This window comes from Halopseudomonas sp. (assembly GCF_036961105.1).
GTDB lineage: Bacteria > Pseudomonadota > Gammaproteobacteria > Pseudomonadales > Pseudomonadaceae > Halopseudomonas.
Genome location: NZ_JBALWW010000003.1, coordinates 203,771 through 221,796, shown reverse-complemented (window position 1 = coordinate 221,796; position 18,026 = coordinate 203,771). Strand labels below are relative to the sequence as shown.

General features: G+C 60.7%; 14 protein-coding genes. 7 read left to right on the top strand and 7 right to left on the bottom strand.

Annotated elements, in window-relative coordinates; translation table 11 throughout:
• Positions 1-4 precede the first annotated feature (4 nt).
• The 7 genes from selB to V7756_RS05690 all read right to left on the bottom strand — a co-directional run bounded on the left by selB (position 5) and on the right by V7756_RS05690 (position 11,848).
• Positions 5-1,864 carry a selenocysteine-specific translation elongation factor gene (gene selB, locus V7756_RS05720; protein WP_335609190.1) on the bottom strand — a complete coding sequence of 620 codons (1,860 nt, stop codon included), beginning with the start codon at positions 1,862-1,864 and terminating at the stop codon, positions 5-7.
• Positions 1,861-3,249: an L-seryl-tRNA(Sec) selenium transferase gene (gene selA, locus V7756_RS05715; RefSeq protein WP_335609189.1), complete on the bottom strand. Its 1,389-nt coding sequence runs from the start codon at positions 3,247-3,249 to the stop codon at positions 1,861-1,863. Before selA ends, selB begins: the two co-directional genes overlap by 4 nt.
• Before the next feature lie 21 nt (positions 3,250-3,270).
• Positions 3,271-3,810 carry a UGSC family (seleno)protein gene (locus tag V7756_RS05710; protein ID WP_335609188.1) on the bottom strand — a complete coding sequence of 180 codons (540 nt, stop codon included), beginning with the start codon at positions 3,808-3,810 and terminating at the stop codon, positions 3,271-3,273.
• Complete coding sequence (locus tag V7756_RS05705) at positions 3,807-5,243, bottom strand: thioredoxin family protein (protein ID WP_335609187.1); 1,437 nt, start codon at positions 5,241-5,243, stop codon at positions 3,807-3,809. Before V7756_RS05705 ends, V7756_RS05710 begins: the two co-directional genes overlap by 4 nt.
• Positions 5,244-5,395: 152 nt before the next feature.
• Positions 5,396-7,159, bottom strand: coding sequence for a S8/S53 family peptidase (locus V7756_RS05700; RefSeq protein WP_442908959.1), 1,764 nt, complete (start codon positions 7,157-7,159; stop codon positions 5,396-5,398).
• 254 nt (positions 7,160-7,413) lie between these two features.
• Positions 7,414-9,477, bottom strand: a complete 2,064-nt coding sequence (locus V7756_RS05695) for a TonB-dependent receptor (RefSeq protein ID WP_335609186.1) — start codon at positions 9,475-9,477, stop codon at positions 7,414-7,416.
• A 472-nt stretch (positions 9,478-9,949) separates the two neighbouring features.
• Positions 9,950-11,848, bottom strand: coding sequence for a sigma 54-interacting transcriptional regulator (locus V7756_RS05690; RefSeq protein ID WP_335609315.1), 1,899 nt, complete (start codon positions 11,846-11,848; stop codon positions 9,950-9,952).
• A gap of 225 nt (positions 11,849-12,073) precedes the next feature.
• On the opposite strand from V7756_RS05690, the gene V7756_RS05685 reads away from it, so the two are divergent.
• From V7756_RS05685 to V7756_RS05655, 7 genes are all read left to right on the top strand, one after another.
• A complete protein-coding gene (locus V7756_RS05685; protein WP_335609185.1) occupies positions 12,074-12,556 on the top strand; it encodes an MSMEG_0572/Sll0783 family nitrogen starvation response protein in 483 nt (160 codons plus the stop codon).
• Between the two features lie 68 nt (positions 12,557-12,624).
• Positions 12,625-13,611: a Nit6803 family nitrilase gene (locus V7756_RS05680; RefSeq protein ID WP_335609184.1), complete on the top strand. Its 987-nt coding sequence runs from the start codon at positions 12,625-12,627 to the stop codon at positions 13,609-13,611.
• On the top strand, positions 13,598-14,707 hold the full coding sequence (locus V7756_RS05675) for an MSMEG_0568 family radical SAM protein (protein WP_442908958.1): 1,110 nt from the start codon (positions 13,598-13,600) through the stop codon (positions 14,705-14,707). The genes V7756_RS05680 and V7756_RS05675 overlap by 14 nt, the downstream gene beginning before the upstream one ends.
• 10 nt (positions 14,708-14,717) lie before the next feature.
• The gene (locus V7756_RS05670; RefSeq protein WP_335609183.1) at positions 14,718-15,278 is read left to right on the top strand and encodes an MSMEG_0567/Sll0786 family nitrogen starvation N-acetyltransferase; all 561 of its coding nucleotides are present in this window, start codon (positions 14,718-14,720) and stop codon (positions 15,276-15,278) included.
• Complete coding sequence (locus V7756_RS05665; RefSeq protein ID WP_335609182.1) at positions 15,271-16,287, top strand: sll0787 family AIR synthase-like protein; 1,017 nt, start codon at positions 15,271-15,273, stop codon at positions 16,285-16,287. The genes V7756_RS05670 and V7756_RS05665 overlap by 8 nt, the downstream gene beginning before the upstream one ends.
• Position 16,288: 1 nt before the next feature.
• Positions 16,289-16,570 carry an MSMEG_0570 family nitrogen starvation response protein gene (locus V7756_RS05660; protein WP_335609181.1) on the top strand — a complete coding sequence of 94 codons (282 nt, stop codon included), beginning with the start codon at positions 16,289-16,291 and terminating at the stop codon, positions 16,568-16,570.
• A 28-nt stretch (positions 16,571-16,598) separates the two neighbouring features.
• Complete coding sequence (locus V7756_RS05655) at positions 16,599-17,858, top strand: MSMEG_0569 family flavin-dependent oxidoreductase (protein ID WP_335609180.1); 1,260 nt, start codon at positions 16,599-16,601, stop codon at positions 17,856-17,858.
• Positions 17,859-18,026 lie beyond the last annotated feature (168 nt).

Sequence of the window (18,026 nt, the reverse complement as noted above, 5' to 3'; positions counted from 1 at the left end):
AGGCTCAGCCAGCAGCAAGAAAACGTTGGCCACCTGCGAAGCGGGTGACGCCGACGCGGTCCAGATATTCCAGCACCTGAATGGTCAGATTGCGGCCGATGCCTGATGCGTCGCGGTACTGCGCCGCGTTGAAGCTGTCGGTCGGCGAGTCTGCCACCAATTGCCGGGCTACGGCTACCAGGTCATCGACCTGTGATGGCAGGTAATAACGATTGGGCGCCACGGCAATCAGCTCCCCGGCGCGCTGCATGCGGCGCAAGAACACCTTGAGTAACTCAAGCTCCATACCCAGCTGGTTGGCCAACTCGCCAACAATGGGTGGGCGCAAGTCATGCGGCAACAGCGCAGCGCTTGTCCGCGCCAGCAGCAGTTGATCCGCCGCGGTGAGCTGCGGTCTATGCCCTGGCAGGTGCAGAGTCCAGGCCCTGCGCTGCAAGCGCCCTGCCGCGATCCAGCGCTGCAGCAAGGCGCGGGCTACCGGCAGGGGCAACCGCAGACACTGGGCGAGGCCTAGCTGGCCTTCGCCCGGACCGAGCAATTCGGGGTGCGCCTGATGCCAGGCAAACAGTCTCTCCTGCAGGCGTTTCCAGAGCGTTTCGGTCACCTCTGGTGTCAGGGCAATCTGCTGCCCACCAGCGTGCAGCAGTGTCAACGTCTCTGCGGCGAGCAAGGCCTGTAGTGCCTCAGCAGAGAGATTGAGCTTGAGCGCTGTGGCCTGCAGATCAACTGCCCCTTGCTGCAGCAAGGCACTCAGTACTTGCTGCGGTGTGCTCGCCAGGCACCAGGTGGCCAGCAGGGCCAACCGCTCGGGCTTGCTCCGACCGCGCCGCATACCCTGCGGGTCGAGTACCCGGCCGCCGCCGAGCGTGAGATTGGACGCCGGATCGCGAAGGATCAATCGGTCGCCCCACACGGCTTGCACCGGCTGTTCCAACATCAGTTGGGCAAGCCCCGCTGCATCATCGAGCACAATCACCCGCACCGGATACACGGCGGTGCCCAGATGCAGTTGCAGCACACCACGATGCCATTGACTGCCAGGCAGCTGCTGCAGACTCACATCGAGCCGGTCACTGAACGGTAAGGCTTGCTCATTCAGCCAGTCGCCGCGCTGCGGGTGATCAGCAGACAGAGCACCGGTCAGATTCAGGGCGCAGCGTTGGCCGGCGCGTATCCCGGCCACCTCGCGCGAGGCCACCTGAAGGCTGCGCACGCGCAGTGCTTCGCCACCCAGCAGCAACGACTGACCGGTGCGTAGCTCGCCGCTGACCAAGCTGCCAGTCACCACGCACCCCGCACCGGCCACGTTGAACCGGCGATCGACCATGAATCGCGCCAACCCACCTCCGGGCTCCGCCTGCCAAGCGCCGGCCTGCGTCAGTAAGGCCTGACGCAGCGCATCGATACCCTCGCCAGTCTTGCTCGACACGTGCCACAGCGCCGAATCGGGCCAGCCTGACTCCGCTGCCAGCGACTGCACCTGCTCGCCAACCTGCTGCCGCTGCGCCGCTTCGACCAGGTCGCAACGGCTGATCACCAGGGCCAATTGGCGAATGCCCAACAGCTGTAAAATCGCCAGGTGCTCGCGGGTCTGCGGCATCACTCCATCGTCGGCCGCCACCACCAGCAGCGCCATATCCACACCGGCCACACCGGCCAGCATGGTGCTGATAAAACGCTCGTGCCCAGGCACATCAATAAACCCGAGGGGCTCGCCGTTCTCGACGGGCAGCCAGGCAAAGCCCAGTTCGATAGTCAGACCCCGGCGCTGCTCTTCCGCCAGGCGGTCGGTTTCCACCCCGGTCAGCGCGCGGATAAGTGCGGTTTTGCCATGATCCACATGACCGGCGGTGGCGATAATCATGCCTCGGCAGCCAGCACCGCGCGCAGCGCATCAGGCTGTTCCAGACAACGGCAATCAAGCAGCAGGCTATCATCGGCGATACGTCCGATCACCGGTTGTGAGAGTTGGCGCAAGCGCTCACTCAACTGTCGCAACTCGCGGCTGCGAATACGCCGATTGCCGCTACGGCTGCGCAAGCGCAGGGCCGCACTGGGCAACACTTCCAATGGCAAGGAGCCAGACCCGATCTGGCTACTGACCTGACAGACATCCACCACGAATGCCTCACCCGCCCAGCATTGTAGAGCGGCCTGCAGCGCTTGGCAGGTCTGCTGAATATCATCCTGCGCGCGGGTCAGCAGGCGCAGCGTCGGCACCCGTTGCACCAGGGTGTCCGGGTTGGCGTAGAGCCGCAGCACCGCTTCCAGCGCCGCCAGGGTCATCTTGTCGCAACGCAGCGCGCGCTTGAGCGGACTCTTGCGAATCCGCGCAATCAGGTCGGCTCGGCCGGCGATGATGCCGGCCTGCGGGCCGCCCAGCAGTTTGTCGCCACTGAAGGTCACCACATCCACGCCCTGCGCCAACACCTGCGCCACCACTGGCTCGGCGGGCAGACCCAGCGCCTGCAGATCAACCAGCGACCCCGAGCCCAGATCCACCACCAGCGGCACCTGATGCGCGTGCGCTATCTCGGCCAACTGCGCCTCGCTGAGCGCCGCGCTGAAGCCTTCAATACTGTAGTTGCTGGTGTGCGCCTTGAGCAGCAGGGCGGTGCGCGCGCCTATGGCCTCAATATAATCCCTGGGATGGGTGCGGTTGGTGGCGCCCACCTCACGCAACTTGCAACCCGCCCGCGCCATGATGTCGGGCAGCCGGAAGGAGCCGCCAATCTCGATCAACTCGCCGCGTGACACCACCACCTCACGGCGCTGTGCCAGTGCATTGAGCACCAGTAACACGGCGGCGGCGTTATTGTTCACCACTGTGGCGGCTTCGGCGCCGGTCAACCGACAAATCCAGTCTTCCACATGGTCATCACGGTCACCGCGTTGGCCACTGGCTAGATCGTATTCCAGGTTGCTGGCGCCCAGGGCCACAGCGTTCATCGCTGCGATGGCCTCTGGCGGCAGGGGCGCCCGGCCCAGGTTGGTGTGCAGCACGGTGCCGGTCAGATTGAACACCGGACGCATTGAGGGCGCCAGCCTGGTTTCTATCTGGCGCTGCAGCCAATGCAGCAACTGCTGCTCATCGTCAATCTGACCCTCACGCCAACGCTGCAGACCGGTGCGCAGGCAGTCGAGCACCAGCGTCCGACCATGATCGACTATCAACTGCCGTACCAGCGGCCAGGCCAGTGCCCTGTCGACCGAGGGCGGGCGTGTGACAAGAGGAAGGGCTTCGGTCATGCCGCCGCCCTCCTCTGTGCTTCAGTCGCTCGCGCTCTGCGGTTCGGCACGCAGCAGGCGCAGGATGTCCGCCAGAGCGCCATCGGCCAGCGCGCGCATTTCATCGTCGGTGCGGTCCTGAATCGGATGCGGCACGAAGACCATGGCCGGATCAAAGCCAAGCGCCTTCGACTGCATGGCCGCAGCTTGTACAAATTCACTGGAGGCAACCCCTACTCCTGGGATCTGGCGTGACTCCAGGTCTGCTATGTCATGCATACAGCACGACGTGCAAGACCCTCAGTCAGCCAGCCCTTCTACCAGCAGATCAACCTCGGCGGCCATTTTCTGCTTGAGTTCAGTGGGGGCAACGCGGGTGAAGGTCGGCTTGCTGTAGCGTTTTACCTGCACACCCATGGCTGCCAGTTGCTCCTCGATGCGATCGAGAAAAACATTGCCGCGCGGCTTGGAAATATCCAGCAGCCCTACCACCTTGCCTTCGAGGCTGGCGGGGCGAGCCAGGCGCGCGCGCTGTGCCGGCGCGAGTTCCGCGGTCGGGTCGAGCACTATGCTGTCGTTCATGAATTTACCTCTCGTGTTACCGGAGACGAACCAACCGGACCGGATGCGGCCCAGCCGGCAATAATGGCGGAAAACAGGCCGGCAGTGCCGCCAGCCCGCACAATCAACAAGCCGCCGGGACGGAATTTGGGTACGTGCTGATCCTTGAAACGGGCCGGAATACCTTCGGCAATACCGCCGGCGCCTGCTACCAGTTCGGCACCGGGCGCCAGCAGCAGTCGCTCCAGCTCTTCGCGCAGGCGCTGCTTCGACCAGCCCGCGTCGATGAATACCCGCGCGTGCTCGGGCGAAACCACCAATACCGCATCACCGGCCATCGCCAGCTTGGCGTGGTCGACGGTGCGTAGCGATAATGCGAACGAGCGCGCCAGCGACTCGGGATCGCGTGACTTCTGATCAACAATGCCTTGCACGCCTTCGCCCGGGAATATGGTCACGGCGGAGCGCCCTTGTTCGACGCCACGCTCCTGCGCCAAGGGCACCCAGTCACTGTCTTCGGCCTCGGCAAAGCAGAAGCTGTACTTGCCCGGATTACCCAAAGTAGAGCGGTCTATCTCGCCCGGACGGCCGCCGCCCACGTTACGGATGATCAGTTGCAAGGCGCGGCCTATGGTGGCGTTGGCCCGGTTACCCTGCCCCAGCGCATTGACGCCCGAGTTCATGCCGATAGCCTTGGCGGCGGGACCGTTGACGATAATCATCGGGCTGCCGAACATGGTGGTGCAGATCAGTCCGTGCAGACCAAACTCATCGCTAAGCGAAGCCTCCAGCGCGGCCAGCAGCACCGGCATGTATTCGGGTTTGCAGCCGGCGAGCACGGCATTGATGGCAACTTTCTCAACAGTGCAGGGCACCAGATCCGGCGGCATCAGGCCCACCACTTCATCGGGCTTACGCTCGGTGCCCTTGAGCATGCGTAGCACCCGTACCGGTGTGGGCGGCACTACCGGCAGGCCATCACTCCAGCCACGTTCGAAACAGGCCTCCAGCGGATCTTCCGCGCTGCCCATATCGATTTCACGTGAACTGAGCTTGATGTCGCCGAAGGCCAGTTCCAGCTCCTCGGCAATACCCGGTTCCAGGGTTTTTGAACCACAGCCCGGGCGCATCACGGGCAGGTCTTCACCCAGCTCGGCGTGGGCAGAGATTGCCCGCCAGTCTTCCTTGTGCCAACCGTAGGTACGCTCGACTTCCTGGCCGTTCTCAACGCGAATCAGGGTAGGCACAAACTCGATACCGAGACGATAGGAATGCTCCAGCGTCTGGTCATAGAGCGCACCCGGCAGATCAGCGGCATAGTCCCTGGAATCCTGTACGTAGATCGTCAGAGGTCCGCCTTGGGCCATCTCGCTGAGCAAGGGCTCAACCAGCCGGCAGGTCGGACAATCGGCCTTGGCCACGACAATCAGACCATCGGGCAATGCTGTGCTCATGGGACGCCTTTTGTTGTCTTGTGTCTCTTGAATGACACAGCATAGGCCCGCAGCCGGGGGATGCCAACCAGCGAGGGCCTGTCATGCGCCCGCTGATTGACCCGCTATCAACGGGGCCGAGTTTGACCTTGCCAGTTGCTAAAAGACCACTTTTAACGCACCCGATCCAGGCTCTGCACCGTCAGATCCAGCGCCTTGTACATGTCCAGCCGGGCAGAATGGCCCACGTCCGGGTTGTTGAGCTCATTGGCACGTTCCGACGGCAAGATGGGCGCGGTCAGATCGTCACCCTCGGTGGGCTCGAAGTCGTACTCCTCGCCAATGGTCATGGCGCTGCGGCGCAGCAACATGCGCAGTTGGTCGGGCTCGAGGTCCGGGTTGATCGACAGCATGGCCGCCAGCAGACCAGCGACCAACGGCGTGGCGTAGGAAGTACCACAGTGCACCTCGCCCTCTTCGCCTTCATTAGCCATAGAACCATGCACGCAAGCGGCTGCGGTGATATCCACGCGCATGTCGATATTGGAGGCTTTGCGCTTGGTCGCGTACCGCGAATCGTCGACCGGCACATCCTCATCGCTGCGTTCGTGGCCGCCGACCACAAACAGCTGGTCGGTCACGAAAGACGAGGGCAGCCGGTACTCGTCGCGCCCGGAGAACGAGGAGCCATTGCCGGCAGAATTAACCACCACTACATCCGGATGCTCCTGACGCAACCACAGGAAGAACTCCTCCAGCAGCTCTTCATAGCCGCTCATGGCGATGCCGGAGCGCACCAGCGAATCAATGGGATCGCCATTCACATCAATCGCGCCCACCCGATGTATCCCCCAACTCCAATTGATGATTCGCGCGCCATCCTCTACCAGATTCACCGAAGCGGCGACATTGGCGGTAATGCCAGCGTCGGAATCACGCGCCACTATCACATCAAATCCTGGGCCTACCTTGTCCAGACCACGCAGAAATCCGCTGTTGCCGCCCTTGTTCCACGCGGCGGCAAGAATCCCGCTGACGGTGCTGCCATGGCCGTCTGGCCGGTCGGCATCACGCGCATAAAGGCAGGTGCGCTGGCTGTCCTTACGGCAGTCGCCCACATAGTCGGCAAAATCCGGACTGTCGAAATCCACATCGCGTTCGATGATGCCGATGCGCACCGGATGGGTTTGCAAGCTACTGTCATCCTTTTGCAAACGCCGTTGATAGAAATTGACCGCGTCGAGAAAGCGGTTGGAGGCCCACTCCTCATTGTCGGCCGGCGGCCCTTTGTCGGCATCGGTCTCTAACGCCTCCTCAGCCCCAGACTCCTCGATCACCACCGCATCGACGCTGACCTCACCACCCAGGCGCAATACGGTGGCGTCCCGTTCATCCAGATTCTTAGCTGGCAGGCGCAGTTGATACGTATTGAGCGGCGGGATGGCGCCAACCACTTTGGCGCCGTACTTTTCCGCCAGCCGCTGCGCCTCTTTCGCGCCGTCGTAGTCTTCCTCCACAATGACGCTCACCAGGTCTACATAGGAGGTCAAGCCATCCATGTTCTTGGCCACCTCGTCTGCCGTGGCCGCGACCACATGGCTACCGCCGAGGGTCAACCAGACCGGATTGCTCTGGCGGCCTGCCTGTTCCAGCAGCAAGGGACCGCTGTGTTTTCCCTCCGCATCCAGGTGCCACTGCAGCTTGTTGCCATCGCGGACTGCTTGCTGGGTCGGCAGAGCCTCGCCATTCAGCGTAGCCCTCCATTCACCCGCCTGCAGGCCAGAAACACGCAGGCAGAACTGCTGCCCGCTGGTAGCAAGCAGATCGCCGCAGCGCTGAAGCTGCTGAATGCGCAGCGGTTCCGCTGCCATGATCGGGCCGGCCAGCAACAACAACACCGACATACCCAAGCGCTGGGCGGTAACAAAAAACGTCATGATGACTCCGTTATTTCCGGTCAGGCAATGCAGCCGAAGTGGGTGGGTTTCGCACTTCTTCCGACCCGCCGATTGGCAAATGTTTCCGCAGCACGCCAACACCGAGACAGCGCACGATCATAGCTGAACAGCTGACGATCTTCTCGACCCACTACCACGCCATGCTGAGCGGCAGGTGGCAGGGTCCCGCTGACAGCAAAACACCCTGCGCGCTTTGGCTCGCAGGGTGTTTTGCCAGGGCACTGTCAGCGCATTCAGAAGCTCAAGCGCGCGCCTACCGTCAGGTTGCGCCCGGGCAGCAATACGTCATCCTTGATGAAGGAGCTGTGCTGGCGGGCTTCTTCGTCAAGCAGGTTGTTGCCACGCAGATACAACAGGTAGTCGTTTTCGCCCAGTTGACCACGCCAGTTCAGACCGGCACCCAGCAAGGTGTAACTGTCTGTCTCGCTCTCATAATCGGCGGTTTGGTCCTGTCGCATGACCCGGCTGGTTTCCACCTCGGCCGAGAGCGCGTAAGTCAGGCGTTGATCCAGCAGTAAGCCAACCCGATCGGCAGGAATACGCGGCAGATCACCGCCGGACTTCAGCTTGCCGCGCACGGAATCGCCAAACAGTGTCAAGCCGGTATTGCTTCCAGCCTGCCAGCGTACGCTGCCTTCCAGACCGTGCAGCACGGCATCGGCCTGCTCATAAGCCACCTCGCGGTAACCCGCGCCCGGCTCGTTGCCGGTATCGGCGGCGTAAATGAAGTCCGCCACCTCATTGCGATACACGCTGAAGTCAAAAGTCCAGGGGCCGTTCAGACGGCGTACACCCAACTCCAGGTTCCAGGCGGTTTCTTCATCCAGATTCGGATCACCCAGTTCGATGGTGCGCGTGGCCGCGTGCGGACCATTGGCATAGAGCTCTTCCGCCGTGGGCAGACGTTGCGAACGGGACAGCGAGCCATAGAACGCCAATTGCGGGCGCCACTGCCAACTCGCCCCCAGCGAAACCGAGGTGCCACGGTGCTCGGCATCGTCGGCGTCGCCGTCCACCTCGATATCCTGCCACTCCTGACGCACACCCACTTCGTAGCGCCAGTCGCCGGCACGGTACTCTTCCAGCAGAAACAGCGCCTGCGTGTGGGTCAGAGTCGGGGGCACATAGGCCTCCTCGCCTTCAGCGACGAAATCGCGCCGTGTCAGCTGCGTGCCAACAACGCCGCGCCAGCCGGCGATGGGCGCATGGGTAAGCTCCACGCGGCCGTCAGTGCCACGGTTCTTGAACAGGGTGCCTACTTCATCGCCTTCCATCTCGACGTGTTCATAATCGGTGTCCGCTACGCGCACGCGCAGACGTTCAAAACCACTGAAGGGGTCGCGGTAGTCGGCACGCAGATCCCAGCGCCGTTGTTTCATCTCGATACGCGCGTCAGCGTGCTCGTGTTCCCCTTCATGACCCTCTTCATCATGATCTTCGTCTTCTTCCTCCTCGCCATGCTCGTGCTCTTCTTCCACGCAATGCCAGTCGGTCGGCCCGTGGGTGTGGCAGTCGGCGTGCTCGTGCGCCAGCAGCCCGTACTCCCGATCTTGTCGGCTATAGGCCAGGCCTACATAACCCTGCTCAGTGATCCAGCTCAGCCCGAGGGCAGCCGAATCAGTGTCATTGAAGGAGCCCTCCTGGTAATTGGATTCGCCGGGGATGCGGTAGGGGTCGGCCGTGCTTTTGGCGCCTTCAAGGCGCGCGGCAACCCGGCCAGCACCCAGCGTCAGCCCGGCAGCCCCGCTGCGCTCATCGGCTACCGTGTTACCGCGCAGGTCAAGCTCACCCTCATAACCCTTCTCGGGAATATAGGTGGGCACCCGGCGATCAATCAGATTCACCACACCACCAATAGCCCCCCCACCGTACAGCAGCGTCGCTGGCCCTTTGAGTACTTCTACTCGCTCGAGCAAAGCTGTATCGGCGGTGACGGCGTGATCCGGGCTGATGGTGGACGCGTCGAGCACATCTGCGCCGTCGCTCAGTACCCGCACCCGCGCGCCATCCAGACCACGAATCACCGGGCGGCTAGCGCCAGCGCCAAAGTCACTGGCGCGAACACCGGGCAAGCGTTCCAGGCTGGTCCCCAGCCCGGTTTCCCGCTGGCTGTACCATTGCTCGCCCTGCAACACCGTTGCCGGCCGAGTCATTTCACCAACGTCCTCTCCTAGCGCGCTGGCACTGATAGTAATGTTCGGCAACTCCACCGATTGCTGCGTTGCTGCCCATGATTCCCCGCTCCCCAGCGCTGCGGCGGCCAATGCCAGCGCCAGCGGCGTCCTGTTCAATTTCATAGCTGATCCCTTGGATGTTTTGTTGGTTGCGACAGCCTCCATCGCAGCGGCGCATAATAGTTGTTATAACGTAACAAATAAACCGATAGTTGATGTTTGTGTTAGGTTGCTTGCGCTGATAGGAGCTGGTGGCAGGGGAATGTCTGCGCCCTTAACAGAAAGCGTGCCGTGCGAGTCGAAGACCCACTGGGTGTGGCGCCGTGCGGGCTGGAACCTCGTCAGGGATTATTCGGCACTTAGCGCCTCTGCGCTGCTGGAGGGCGGGCCAGCATACCGGTCAGGCTGAGGGGCATCGACGGTGCCGCGATGTTGCCTGCCCTATTGAACCTGTTTGGCGGACCACATCCCGCCGCACGAGGAATGGCCTATTACATGAATGCTCATGCAGCAGACGCTTGAACAAGGTGATTAATGTGGGGCTTTTCGCCATTGCGGCCAGCAACCCAGCAGCCAGGCCCGCGCCAAACCAGGCTCAGATACTGAAACGCTTCAGCCTGGACGCCAGCGTCGTGGGCTTGACGCCCAGTAGCGCTGCAGCGCCGTCCTTGCCGAACAGTTTTCCATCGCATGCCGCCAATGCTGCCTTGAGGTTATCCCGCTCAAGCGTACGCAGCTGCGTTTCAGTGAGAACGCCAGCGACCTGCGCAGAGTCTGCCTTGTGCGGCCCTTCCTGGACAGCCTGGCCTACCGGCAGGTCCAGCAGCAGATCCCGTCCCTTGCTGGTAATCAGTGCGCGTTCGATGATGTTTTGCAGTTCACGAATGTTACCCGGCCAACTGTAGCCCTGCATGCGCTCGACATCCGTCTTGCGCAACCGCGCTGGAAGCCGCCCGAGACGTGAACATATCTGCTGAACAAAGTGGCTGGCCAACAGAGGAATATCCTCCGGACGTTCGCGCAGCGCAGGCGATAGAATGGGGAAGACGTTGAGACGAAAGTACAGGTCCTCACGGAACCGCTTGGCTTTGACCTCTGCCAGCAGATCACGATTGGTGGCGGTGACAATGCGCACATCGACCTTGCGCGTGCGCTCTTCCCCTACCCGCTCGAACTGACCCTCCTGTAGCACACGCAATAGTTTGCTCTGTAGCTCCAGCGGAATTTCGCCGATCTCGTCAAGAAACAGGGTTCCGCCATCAGCCAGCTCAAATCGGCCAACACGGTCCCGCAGAGCTCCGGTGAAAGCCCCTCTGACGTGCCCGAAGAATTCGCTTTCAAATAACTCCGCGGGAATGGCGGCGCAATTGACCCGGATCAGCGGGTTGTCGCTACGGCGGCTGGACTGATGGATGGCGCGGGCTATCAGCTCCTTGCCCGTGCCCGACTCACCATGAATCAACACGCTGGCGTCGGTAGGGCCGACAACATCAATCTGCTTGACGATCGTCAGAATAGGCTCGCTCTGGCCAACAATCTCGCGGTAGTGATGCTCAATCAGAATCTCTTCCTGTAGATAGGCATTTTGCTGTTCGAGTCGCTGCTTAAGTACGCGCAGTTCTTCCATCGCGCTTTCCAGACGCTGCTGGGTCATATGCCGCTCGGTAATATCGCGGAACACCACCACCGAGCCAATAATTGTCCCGCCAGAGATCACCGGTGTACTAGTAAACTCCACTGGAAACATGCTGCCGTCGCGGCGCCAGAACACTTCCTGCTGACCTTCATGCACCATGCCGTCGTGTACGGCCTTGTAGATCGGACAGTCCTCCACCGGGTAATGGCTGCCGTCGGCATGACTATGGTGATGAATGCGATGAATATTCTTGCCGATCATTTCATCCACCTGCCAACCCAGCATCCTGGCCGCCGCCGGATTCACGTAGGTCGCCATACCTTCACTGTTGATACTGTAGATCCCATCTCCTACCGCACTGAGCAGCAACTGATTCTCGCGCTCGCTCTCCTGAAACAGCGTGAGTATGTTCTGCCATTCGATAAGGCCGCCACGCATGGTCCGCGCAACACTGGCCTGACTATGTCGGTAGCGTTCCTCATCACGCTCGCGCAACACCAGTATCAGGTAGACCACACCTTTGAGCTTCAGCGTCGATGCGGACAGCTCAAGCTCAACTCGCTCACCGTCCTTACGTGCACAAGTCAATGAGTCCGTCCAACCCCTTCCTTCCTCAAGAACAGCCTGGGTGAAAACGATCAGCTCCGGCAGCGCGTGCCCAAACAGCTTGGTGACGGTCAGTTTGAGAATCTCATGGCGAGGGTATCCCAGCAGCTTGCAGGCCGCGATATTGATATCGACAAAGCGATTTCCCACCGGATCAAACTGCACGATACCGGCACCGCAATGCTCGAAAACCAGGTGCCGCGAAGGGTAGGCCATGCCCGACCACCCTGATAAATAATCGACATCGTCCATGCTCATGACTACGGCCTTTCGTGACTAATCCTACGAGTTATCGTAGTTATACGGCATTTCGTAGACAGGCGACAGGATCAGTTTTAGCAAATAACGCCATACCAAAAAATTAAATCCATACAAAACAAAAGCTTAACAAAAACAGAGAATCTCTGGCACGGGCGTTGCTCTGAACAGGTTAACCGCAGCCCGCTGCTGCGTCGTTAACCCAACCGGAGAGTCAGAATGCCCACAGTAGATACAGCTCACTACAAAGACGGTGATTTTCTCGTCAATTATGAAGAGAAGGTTTTCGAAGACGTCAAAGCCGAGCCCGGCGAAAAGGCGCTGATGACCTTTCATACCATAGCCTTTGAAGGCTCCATCGGACTGGTCAATATGCTGCAAGCGAAACGCCTGTTGCGCAAAGGCTTCGAGACCAAGATGTTGCTGTATGGCCCTGGGGTTCAACTGGGAGTGCAGCGCGGCTTCCCTACGCTGGGCGCCGAGGCCTTCCCGGGCCACCTCGCTGTCAACAATCAGATCAAGGCCTTCATGGAAGAAGGCGGCGAAGTCTATGCCTGCCGCTTTGCCTTGCAAGCCCTCTACGGCCAGACAGAGAAAGCCCTGATTGAGGGCATTCGCCCGATCAACCCGCTGGATGTCATGGACTTGCGTCTGCTGATGCGCCGCGAAGGCGCTCTGATCATCGATACCTGGACCGCCTGAAACCCTGCCCTCCCGCCACCGCGGAAGGGCACCTCTCCTTTTTCAGCCCTTCCAGCCGAGGAACCGGTATGACCATCATCAAAGCCGCCGCCGTTCAGCTAAGCCCCGTGCTCTACAGCCGCGAGGGCACTGTCGAGAAAGTCTGCCAGACCATCGCTGAACTGGGCCGCGAAGGCGTTCAGTTTGCGGTATTTCCGGAAACGGTAGTGCCCTACTACCCCTACTTCTCCTATGTACAGCCGCCCTTCAAAATGGGCCAAGAGCATCTCAGATTACTCAATGAGTCTGTGGTGGTTCCTTCAGCGACCACTGCTGCCATCGGCGAAGCCTGTCGGCGCGCGGCAATGGTGGTCAGTATTGGCATAAATGAGCGAGACGGTGGCACCCTCTACAACGCGCAACTCTTGTTCGATGCTGACGGCACCCTGATACAGCATCGCCGCAAAATAACCCCCACTTACCATGAGCGCATGGTCTGGGGCCAAGGAGATGGCTCAGGTCTGCGAGCTGTGAACACCCGAGTCGGCCGGATTGGCTCACTTGCCTGCTGGGAGCACTACAACCCTCTGGCGCGCTACTCCCTGATGGCTGACGGGGAGCAGATCCACGCAGCCATGTTCCCCGGCTCGCTGGTAGGGCCGATCTTCGCCGAACAGATGGAAGTCACCATCCGCCACCATGCACTGGAGTCAGGCTGTTTTGTGGTGAACTCGACCGCGTGGCTCGACCCCGATCAGCAGCAACAGATTATCAGCGACACGGGCTGTGAGCTGGCGCAGATCAGTGATGGCTGCTTCAGCGCCATCGTCAGCCCCGAAGGCAAGCTGCTGGGTGAACCGCTGCGATGCGGCGAAGGTGTAGTGATCGCGGACCTGGATCTGACCCTGATCGACAAGCGCAAACGCATGATGGACTCGGTCGGACACTATAGTCGGCCTGAACTGCTCAGTCTGCTGATTGACCGACGCCCTGCCCCGCATGTGCATGAACGCAGCCTCGACTCCGAGAACGGCAGCCCGTTGACGACCGAGGAGTCTGACTATGCAAGCGTCTGAACTCGCCGCCAACCAATTGATCGTCACCGATCTGCTCAGTGAGCTGCAGTGCCACGGTGTGCGCTGGCACGACGACACCGGCTTGTCACGTCAAGGCGGCGCCGGACCCTCCGACCACAAGGCGCTGACCGTCGGTGAGCATACGGCCATGATCCCGATACTCAACCGGGCCTCTTTGAGCTCTCCCTACCTCGCCCGCCCGTCAGCGAACGGCAACGCAACAGAGATTCTGCGCGATGGCCAGATAGTTGGTCAGGTTAGCCTACCCGGAGTGCCCAACTTTTACGCCCTGACCACCGCGGACGGCACGCCCTACTGGAAAATCGCCACCCTGCACAGCAAGGACGTGCTGGCGACTACTATTCTGCAACACTGCGTACGCATGAATGACACCTCCAACGCGTGTCAATTTTGCGCCATCGACCAGTCACTCAAGAACGGCAAAACCATCGCCCGCAAACGGCCAGCGCAACTGGCCGAGGTGGCCAGAGCTGCAGTCGAGCTGGATGGCGTAAAACATATGGTGATGACTACTGGCACCCCACAAACCGCAGACCGGGGTGCGGCCATTCTTTGCGACTCAGCAGCAGCTGTTACCGCCGCAGTCGATTTGCCGATTCAGGCGCAATGCGAACCACCTGACGATGACCATTGGTTCCAGCGCCTTCGAGACAGTGGCGTGGTTTCGCTCGGCATGCACCTGGAGGCAGTCACTGACGAGGTTCGCGCACGCATCATGCCCGGCAAGGCCGAGGTACCGCTGGCACGCTATTTTTCAGCCTTCGAGGCCGCAGTCAAGGTGTTTGGCCGTGGCCAGGTCAGCACTTATATCCTCGCCGGCCTGGGCGACTCGGAAGACGCCATCGCCGAGGCCAGCGAACGGCTGGCGAGCATGGGCGTATATCCCTTTGTGGTGCCATTCGTCCCTATCGACGGGACGCCTCTGGCCAACCATCCAAAACCGAACAACGACATGATGCAGCGCCTGTACCCAAGAATAGGTACAAGCCTGCGACGCCACAAATTGCATTCAGATGACATCAACGCCGGTTGCGCCAAATGCGGCGCCTGCTCGGCACTGAAGCGACACGAATGAGGAAATGACCATGGCCGAACATTCCTTTGTCCTCACAGAAGACAGCTTTCCGGACTATCGCGCGGACGATGTTCTGGTCAAGGTAGCCAGCGAAGCCTGGGAAAAGGCGGAGTACTTCGGTTTGCGCCGTCAGGTCTTTTCCGCAGAGCAGCAACTGCTGCAGCAAGACAAGGATGAGCACGACTTTCAGGCAATCCCCATCGTTGCCCTGGCCAGTCAGTGTGGCATGCCCAATGCGGTCGTCGGCGCCGTACGTATCTATCAACCAGAACCGGGGCTGTGGTATGGCGGCCGACTGTGCGTTGCCCCAGCCTATCGACGCCATAGCATGATCGGAACCGCGCTGATTAACGAGGCCGTTTCACGCGCCAGGGACATCGGTTGCGACCGCTTTCTGGCCACGGTGCAAATATGCAACGAAGACTACTTTCGGCGTTTGCACTGGAATACGTTGGAGCATATAGCGCTACTTGGTCAGCCCCATGCGGTGATGCAGGTCTCGCTGCAGCACTATCCCTTTATGCCACGGCAAGTGTCCCTGCTGCCCCTGCGGGCTCGCCAACATGGTTAATCCAGCACAACTGCCTGTCGGGCAAGATCTGCACGCGCTGCTCGATGCATTGCGCGATACACCGGCCATGCGCTCAAAAATGTCCATTCAGACACCCGCCAGCAACCTCGATTTAGCGCGGCCAGCAGATCAGGACGCGTGCTACGCACTGCCCGGTGACGATACCGCAGCCATTCGCTGCGGTGATCACTATCAGTTGTTGGCCATCGAGGGGATGATTCCCCGCTTCGTTGAGCAAGCCCCATGGTTTGCAGGCTGGTCTGCAGTCATGGCCAATGTCAGTGACATCACGGCCATGGGTGGACGTGCCGTCGCCGTGGTCAATGCCTACTGGCACCACGATGCCGCCTGCGCAGCTCAAGTGCTCGCTGGTATTCGCGCAGCATGCAAGACGTACGGCTTAATACTGGCCGGCGGCCACACCAGCCAGACACCCGGCAATCCAGCGGCACTGGCAGTGGCGATCACCGGCATCGCCAGCCGCCTGCTATCTACCCTGCACGTAGCGCCAGGCCAGACCCTGGCGCTGGCGGTCGATCTGAACGGCCAGTGGCACGCCGATACCCCCTACTGGAGAGCCTTTGATCAGCACGCTGATGAGGTGCTACGGCGCCAACTTGAGGTGTTGCCATCTCTGGCAGAGGCCGGACTGCTGCACGCGGCCAAGGACATCAGCAACGCGGGCCTGCTCGGCACCTTGCTGATGCTGCTGGAGCCTACTGGTTGCGGGGCGGAGATCAACCTCGACTTATTGCCACGGCCGCCGGACAACGATTTGTTGCGCTGGCTGCAGGCCTTCCCCAGTTACGGCTTTTTGATAACCCTCAACCCGCAAGACTGGGAGTCGGTGCAAGCAGCCTTTGCCGCACAGCATTTGAGCTGCTCGCGCATCGGCAGCATCAATACCAGTGGTTGTCTGGATGTTCGTCAGGACGACCAGTTCAACACCTTCTGGGATCTGGCCTGCACCCCCTTTACCGGTTTCACCTACCCAGCACAGGAGCATTGATATGCCCGCTGTCACGTTCAGAGTTCGTTGGCCCGATGGCAACGAGACGCCCGGCTACTCGCCCTCCACAATCATCTATAAGCATCTGGAGCACAACGCCTCCTACGCGATTGACGATTTCCTGCAACGCGCGGAAGCCGCACTCAACGCGGCCTCTGAGCGGGTGCGGGAGGTAAAAGGCTTCTACTGCAGTGCCGCAATGGACACCCTCACCCAGCTACGCCAGACCTCTCAATCCTTCAGTCAGGGCGAAGTGCGCGTGAACTTCACGCCAGCCCCCTGACCCATACATCTGCTCAAAGGAGTGCATCATGACTTCAGCAACAAAAGCGCCGCACTACAGCGTGATCATCGTCGGTGGCGGACAAGCAGGCCTTTCCGCCAGCTACTACCTGCAGCAAAATGGCATCGACCATCTGCTGCTGGAAAAAAAAATCCTTACCAACGCCTGGCGCACGCAGCGTTGGGACGCCTTCAGCCTGGTTACGCCCAACTGGCAATGCACGCTGCCTGGTTACCCCTACGCGGGCGATGACCCTCAGGGTTTCATGAAAAAGGGCGAGATCATTGCCTACCTCGACGGCTTCATCGACATGGTCAAGCCGCCCGCCAAAACCGGCGTCACGGTCCTGCGAGTCAAACCCCGCCCCCAGGGAGGCTACCTGATCCACACCAACGATGGCGATTTTACCGCCGAGCAGGTGATCATCGCGTCAGGCGGGTACCAGGTACCGATCATCCCGCGCCTGGCCGAACGCGTTCCTGTCGAGATTCTGCAAATCCACTCCGAGCAGTACCGCAACCCAGACTCGCTGCCTGCAGGCAATGTTCTGGTCGTCGGCTCAGGACAGTCAGGCGCGCAAATTGCCGAAGACCTTCATCTGGCGGGCCGCAAGGTCTATCTGGCGGTAGGCGATGCGCCACGTTGCGCACGCTTTTACCGGGGCCGGGATGTGGTTGAGTGGCTGCATGATATGAACTACTACAACATCAGCGTGGAGAGTCACCCGCTTCGCGAAGGCGTGCGTGACAATACCAACCACTATCTCACTGGCCGCGACGGAGGGCGTGATATCGATCTGCGCCGCTTCGCCACTGAGGGTATGGAGTTGTTTGGCCTGCTTACAGAGCTGGAAGGTACTACCTTGCGGTTCGCCCCGGACCTGACCGCCAAGCTGGACGCAGCCGATGCCGTGTACGAGCGTATAAACCGCAGCATCGACAACTATATCGAAGAAAACGCAATTGCAGCGCCTTCCGGCACCGCTTACCGGCCGGTATGGCAACCAGAGGCCGAACGCGAAGAGCTGGACCTGCTGGCCGCCGGAATAACCAGCATCATCTGGTGTATCGGTTTTGCTCCGGATTTCCGCTACATCCAGGCCAGCGTTTTCAATGGTGAGGGGCATCCGGTTCACAAGCGCGGAGTCACCTCCCAGGAGGGTCTGTATTTTCTCGGCCTACCTTGGCTGCATACATGGGGATCAGGCAGATTTAGTGGTGTAGCCCAAGACGCAGAGCACATCGTCAGCTGCATCCTCCAGGCCAAACAGCTGGCAAAGACCGGCTGACAGGTAACAGGCGTGACACGGAAACGAGGTAGGCATGACGCCGTGCAAGCGGAGGCTCCGTCAGGGATTATTCGGCGCGTTGCGCCTCACCCTTCGGGCCGCCGTCGCTGCGCTCTGGCGTTCCTTCGCCTGCTGCGCAGGCTCGGTCGAACGAGGGTTCTCACCAAG

Bases quoted from the DNA above. Each gene is read 5' to 3' on its own strand.
- selB (WP_335609190.1), bottom strand. From the start codon at position 1,864: ATGATTATCGCCACCGCCGGTCATGTGGATCATGGCAAAACCGCACTT.
- selA (WP_335609189.1), bottom strand. From the start codon at position 3,249: ATGACCGAAGCCCTTCCTCTTGTCACACGCCCGCCCTCGGTCGACAGG.
- V7756_RS05705 (WP_335609187.1), bottom strand. From the start codon at position 5,243: ATGAGCACAGCATTGCCCGATGGTCTGATTGTCGTGGCCAAGGCCGAT.
- V7756_RS05700 (WP_442908959.1), bottom strand. From the start codon at position 7,159: ATGACGTTTTTTGTTACCGCCCAGCGCTTGGGTATGTCGGTGTTGTTG.
- V7756_RS05695 (WP_335609186.1), bottom strand. From the start codon at position 9,477: ATGAAATTGAACAGGACGCCGCTGGCGCTGGCATTGGCCGCCGCAGCG.
- V7756_RS05690 (WP_335609315.1), bottom strand. From the start codon at position 11,848: ATGGACGATGTCGATTATTTATCAGGGTGGTCGGGCATGGCCTACCCT.
- V7756_RS05685 (WP_335609185.1), top strand. From the start codon at position 12,074: ATGCCCACAGTAGATACAGCTCACTACAAAGACGGTGATTTTCTCGTC.
- V7756_RS05680 (WP_335609184.1), top strand. From the start codon at position 12,625: ATGACCATCATCAAAGCCGCCGCCGTTCAGCTAAGCCCCGTGCTCTAC.
- V7756_RS05675 (WP_442908958.1), top strand. From the start codon at position 13,598: ATGCAAGCGTCTGAACTCGCCGCCAACCAATTGATCGTCACCGATCTG.
- V7756_RS05670 (WP_335609183.1), top strand. From the start codon at position 14,718: ATGGCCGAACATTCCTTTGTCCTCACAGAAGACAGCTTTCCGGACTAT.
- V7756_RS05665 (WP_335609182.1), top strand. From the start codon at position 15,271: ATGGTTAATCCAGCACAACTGCCTGTCGGGCAAGATCTGCACGCGCTG.
- V7756_RS05660 (WP_335609181.1), top strand. From the start codon at position 16,289: ATGCCCGCTGTCACGTTCAGAGTTCGTTGGCCCGATGGCAACGAGACG.
- V7756_RS05655 (WP_335609180.1), top strand. From the start codon at position 16,599: ATGACTTCAGCAACAAAAGCGCCGCACTACAGCGTGATCATCGTCGGT.